The sequence below is a fragment of the Vibrio sp. D401a genome, assembly GCF_030248515.1.
GTDB lineage: Bacteria > Pseudomonadota > Gammaproteobacteria > Enterobacterales > Vibrionaceae > Vibrio > Vibrio rotiferianus.
The window spans coordinates 1-5,238 of sequence record NZ_JAHGAI010000058.1 but is presented as its reverse complement, the minus strand read 5'-3'; the positions used below and the strand labels follow the sequence as shown (position 1 = coordinate 5,238).

General features: G+C 38.5%; 6 protein-coding genes. All 6 read right to left on the bottom strand.

Annotated features, from left to right (window positions below; all coding sequences use genetic code 11):
* Positions 1-56: 56 nt before the first annotated feature.
* The 6 genes from KIV41_RS22135 to KIV41_RS22105 all read right to left on the bottom strand — a co-directional run bounded on the left by KIV41_RS22135 (position 57) and on the right by KIV41_RS22105 (position 5,039).
* Positions 57-824 (bottom strand): DUF2971 domain-containing protein, encoded by a 768-nt coding sequence (locus tag KIV41_RS22135; RefSeq protein WP_285337697.1) that lies wholly within the window; start codon positions 822-824, stop codon positions 57-59.
* A 141-nt stretch (positions 825-965) separates the two neighbouring features.
* Positions 966-1,496 (bottom strand): hypothetical protein, encoded by a 531-nt coding sequence (locus KIV41_RS22125; RefSeq protein ID WP_285337696.1) that lies wholly within the window; start codon positions 1,494-1,496, stop codon positions 966-968.
* Between the two features lie 255 nt (positions 1,497-1,751).
* The gene (locus KIV41_RS22120) at positions 1,752-2,486 is read right to left on the bottom strand and encodes a nucleotide-binding protein (protein WP_285337695.1); all 735 of its coding nucleotides are present in this window, start codon (positions 2,484-2,486) and stop codon (positions 1,752-1,754) included.
* Positions 2,487-2,634: 148 nt separating this feature from the next.
* Positions 2,635-3,096 carry a hypothetical protein gene (locus KIV41_RS22115; RefSeq protein WP_285337694.1) on the bottom strand — a complete coding sequence of 154 codons (462 nt, stop codon included), beginning with the start codon at positions 3,094-3,096 and terminating at the stop codon, positions 2,635-2,637.
* Between the two features lie 146 nt (positions 3,097-3,242).
* Complete coding sequence (locus KIV41_RS22110) at positions 3,243-4,202, bottom strand: hypothetical protein (protein ID WP_252040672.1); 960 nt, start codon at positions 4,200-4,202, stop codon at positions 3,243-3,245.
* A 141-nt stretch (positions 4,203-4,343) separates the two neighbouring features.
* Positions 4,344-5,039 (bottom strand): hypothetical protein, encoded by a 696-nt coding sequence (locus KIV41_RS22105; RefSeq protein WP_252040664.1) that lies wholly within the window; start codon positions 5,037-5,039, stop codon positions 4,344-4,346.
* Positions 5,040-5,238 lie beyond the last annotated feature (199 nt).

Genomic DNA, 5,238 nt, shown 5'->3' with positions numbered 1-5,238 from the left:
TAAACGCAACGCATAGTAAAAATGCCACGCGTTGCGAATCACCCTTAAACAGATTGTTATACAACATTTAGTTGGTACTTACCTTTGACCATTTCAGCTCTCTTTAATTCGACTTTCGTCCCTGCAGAAATTTCAAATTGTTCTACTAACTGCTTTAATTTTATAAAGTCCTCATCGGACATCCTCACTCCAGCAACAACTTTAGTGACCATGGTCTTATCAAAGGGGTATATGCCCGGACCTTTGCGATGAGATAGGCACCTATGCTCTTTTTCGTAAGCCCAATCTATAGATTTGCGCAAAAACTGTTCTTTAACTGCTTCAAAATCTCTAACACCCAACTTCCGTACAGGCATTTTCTCAGTGTACTCAATGGGCCAAGCTGTTAAGTAATATTCAGGATTTGTCACCATACCAATGTGATTTTGATCAGTTGTAAACTCTATTAACAGACCCTGATGGTTGTCTGCATAATGAGACCACATTAGTATATTGTCTGCTTGAGAAGATAAGCAGCAAACACCCCACTCTTTAGCTATGTCATTTGACGCACCTCCACTAACCAATGAGTGTTCCAAACGCTTGAGCATCACACCTTTGTTTTGAAGTCTTTTTGCCGGACTCAATCCGATCCTATCACCAGCGGCTTTGATAAGGTCTTTTCTAGAGGACATGTATTTCTCAGCTTCGTCCAAGTCGTAACTAACAACGCAATCAAAGGGGTCATTAAACGTATCGTAGGAAGAAAACTTCATGGTTCCGTCTTTTAAAAGACATTTAGCGCCATCATTAAAAGGCAAATATTTGTATAACTTAAGTTTCATACTATCTCTTGTTGTATAACGCCCTGTTAAGGTGTGAGCAACGCAATACCGAAGCTCCCGCATACTACCTTAAACACAAAACGCAACGCATAGTAAAAATGCCACGCGTTGCGAATCACTCTTAAACAGATTGTTATGTTCTTATACTAACTTGATCGTCAAACCAGAATTAGGACCACTTGGTAAGCCTAATGCCGTATCTACACCGACATTAACTCTCAAGTCCTCTAGCAGCTCCTTTGGAGCAATGATTTGTCCGATCTTTTCTTCAGATGCGCTACGAGCGTTAGTAACTTCCTTACCACGATAAACTTGAACCATTTTTCCTTCTTCAATCGCACGTGCGCATAACCCACGACAATAAAAGCGATTAAACTCACCTTCAGCCAATGTCTGCGGAGCCGTATAAGGGACTTTGGCTACAGTAAAACCACCTTTAGGCTTTTTCCTTTGATAGCTATCAACTAATAGTTGGTTTGATTCTATCTTACTCTCCAACCAAGCCTCATCATGCTCAGTAACGGCTTCAAGTAAAAGGTTATCCCATGTATCTTGCAGTCCCTGCTTCAAGAATTTGCTGTAGTAAACGTTCGCATTTTCAAAGTCTACGTTTACTTCGCCACGCATATAATCACGAGTTGTTGTATCTAGGTTTTCGAAGAAAATTGGCACAGTGCATTCCTCATTGTAATTAAGCACACTAGTTACATGGGTATATATTTAATGCAAATAAAGGGAGCAATTCTCAATATCTTACAAAACTAGATGCACATCACATACATGCACAATGAAACATAACGCCGCATTAAGGTGTGAGCAACGCTACCACGAAACCAGACCTTACCACCGTAAACACAAAACCCAACGATGGAATGAAAAATGCCAAGCGTTGGGAATCACTCTTAAATGCTTTGTTATAAATCTGGTTTAGACGATGTAAGAACTCAACGGAGACACTTCACTGAACTTAAATACTGATGCCCCACTAATTTCGAGCACTAGATCAGTATTTCGTTCAAACACTTGAGTTATAAGACGCTTAGTTGAACCATTTGGAAGATTTTCGGACTTATCCACATCAGAGTATCTTATTGCTGTACCCTCTATAGCGTCAGTACGTAGCCAAGCTTCTAGGATAGCTATAATGTCAGCATCATTTAAATGTTCATCTACAGGCTCAGGATTTACAGTTTCCTGAGTGCTAGATACACTTTTCAAATCCCGAACAACTTTACGAATGTCATTACAAGCAGGACCTAAAGCCGCCACAATGTTCTTATCACCACGGTCTCCACGATAACGGGCAGGAGTAATACCATAGAGATCCGTTGGGATATGTAGTTCTGTGCTGTCTTGTACAACAAAGAAACAACGGTCTTTTCCTAGTTTTCCTATAAACAAACCCAACTCAAACAAAACATTGTCTCTTATGGTTCTTGTGGACTCACCTCGTATCACAGTCTCATCATCAGGAGTAAATACAAAGATACCAAAATCTGATGCCTCCAACTCAGTTACCAAAGAGTCCAGTGAGGTTTGAGATAACGTGAATACTCCCTGACTCCATACCGTTATATCAGCATCAAAATCTAAATTTGACTGTATCGCATAAGCAACATCCAACCCTTCCACTGATGAGGCTATGAAAATTTTTGGTTTCAATTTTATCTCCAAATTTGAATAAGATTTATAACGCCCAATTAAGGGGTGAACAACGCCTCCACCCAAACCTAAAGCATTGTGCCATAAACACTAAAACTGAAGTAGAAGCAAAAGTGCCAAGCGTTGTGAATCCCTCTTAAATTGCTTGTTAGCTTTGGCACAAATGAGGGTTGAGATTTTTTGAGTCTATTGGAGGCATGCTATCAACTTGATGATATCCCCAGAAGGTTAGTAGTAATGCCATAACCGGACCCAAAATACAGATACCTGACTTGAAGTACGCTGCAGTACCTCTTTTAACTGCTGTCAGTTTATACACTTTCATTGATTTTGGAGGAAAACGCCCTTCCTTCACCCCCTTTATCCCGATCGGAAGCATGAACGCAAGCACGACAAAAAGAGAAAATGGCAAACCAACAAACACTAAATGCCACACATAATCGGCACCATTTAACCCCAGAAACTCATAGCAGTGCGGTCGCTCGACAAAATCTGTCACTAAAGGAAGAAACAAAAACTTATGAAATGCAATTACTGCCAAACCCAATATGGTGAATACTGAAAATCGAACTACTTTCTCTTTTTTTGTATACTCGTCAGCATATTTCATATGCAAATTTCCCTTGAAAAGCTAACGCCGCATTAAGGTGTGAGCAACGCGACCACGAAACTCAACCATACCACCGTAAACACAAAACCCAACGATGGAATGAAAAATGCCAAGCGTTGGGAATCACTCTTAAATGCTTTGTTAGCTTAAATTTTAATAATATGCATATGCTCGTAACTACAGGCAACACTCTGAGTTCCAAACTTCCAAAATACACCTGGGTCAAAGATAAGTTCTACACATATATGTGTAAACTTATCTAATAACACATTATTAATAACTTCTATATTCGTGAGATCATCACCAATGTAATGAACGTTTAGCTGTGGTTTGAAATAGTTAATCAGGCCTATTTCTACGATTGTTCGCCTGTCATCACGGGTTATATCATCAACGTCTCCACTTCGAAGATAGTTCACACCATTGATGCATTCCTTAATTATTTTTTCACAATCAAACTGGAAAGCATAAAGATATATATCAGAGTCATCATCACAACAAGCCAACGCTTGTTGTATCTTCTCATGCTTGTATATCCTGTCTTCCAAGTTACTGGATTTCCCTATATACACGATCTTAGGGAAATCAAACGTTTCAAGTTCATACTCTGATATTATGCTATGGAGTTGGAATTCCATGTCATTGACTTGCCCATCAGGCGTATAGAGTTTGATAACAAAGTTTTTTTTGTTCTGTTTCTCTGGCACCAAACTCACGCCAATTTTCGGGAGAGAGCTCCCCTGTCGTTGAAGAAGATCATATTCAGACTTGCTGTCAACTTTCACCACATATTGTTGGAGTTTACTCCAACTACCATATATCTCCTTGAACTTGTTGCCTAGGTCGATGAACAGTCGAGAAGACTCAATGGTAGGGGTAGCTATATGACCAGAATCACCAACCAAGTCGAACGTGATATAACCATCTCTGGTCATTGACATAGATTTTGGAGAAATCCTAACCCTGCCTCTCTCGACAATGAAATACAATTCGCCTTTTTCTATGTGGGATAAGTCTTTTAAAATTTTTCGATTTTCATCGTACAATTGTGAAGGTTTGAAAAAGAAAGAGTCTGTTATGTGCCCTTTAAAATATACTTCGTTCATGTTCAGTTTTATCTCCTTTCAGCTAACGCCGCATTAAGGTGTGAGCAACGCTACCACGAAACTTAGCCTTACCACCGTAAACACGAAACCCAACCTTGAACTGAAAATGCCAAGCGTTGGGAATCACTCTTAAATGCTTTGTTAGCATTCATCTTTGCCAAAAATATAAGTACCAGCTTCCTTGTTATACTTTACAGTTGAAACTTCACTTGTGGAAATCCAATGAAATCGTGAGTCCACTGAAACATTTGGGCACTCTGCATTTTCATTCGAATGGTAACTTTCATATAACATTGAGCTAATAAACTTGGCATTAAACAAATTTCCCTGCGCAAGTTTAGTAACGATTAATGCAGGAGCCATAGTCATCACTAAAACTATCATAATATTTTCTGTCATGTGTTCTTTTCCATTAATCGTAATTATGTCTTTTAGCATGATGATAGGAACAGCCAGCTCAATTATGAACAACATAGAAATTAACGATATCAAAAGAAACAACCCAAATGAATAAATAGAAACATGGTGAGCCATTGTAGAAGAAGGAACTTTAGTAATTTCTTCTAAAATCATGCTCGAAGAGTAAGCACAAAATGCAATAACTAATAATGGGAAAAAGTACTTAGCCAGAGAGTACGTAATAGTTTTCTTTATACCACCGACAAGATGGTGGTATTTTGACCAATAATATTCCAAAGCAATAAGGTTGAAAATAGATGCGTAAACCAATGAATATAGACCATAATCAACGTCGTATAGCTTAATAATCGTGAAGCTATACATATAGCAAGCTAGTAAATGAAACGCTTGAATTCTCTCAATATTTTTCGCATCCAAGACTATTTCTTTACTTCTTATATTTTGTATGTGAGCATAAATTATTAAATAAAAGAGAAATACGAATATAATATGAATCATTTTTTTACTTCCAAATGCATAAGTGATTGACGAATGCTAACGCCCTGTTAAGGTGTGAGCAACGCAATACCGAAGCTACCGCATACCACCTTAAACACTAAACGCAACGCATAGCAAA

What these genes read in the sequence shown, in the direction of transcription:
- KIV41_RS22135 (WP_285337697.1), bottom strand. Translation starts at nt 824, where the DNA reads ATGAAACTTAAGTTATACAAATATTTGCCTTTTAATGATGGCGCTAAA.
- KIV41_RS22115 (WP_285337694.1), bottom strand. Translation starts at nt 3,096, where the DNA reads ATGAAATATGCTGACGAGTATACAAAAAAAGAGAAAGTAGTTCGATTT.
- KIV41_RS22110 (WP_252040672.1), bottom strand. Translation starts at nt 4,202, where the DNA reads ATGAACGAAGTATATTTTAAAGGGCACATAACAGACTCTTTCTTTTTC.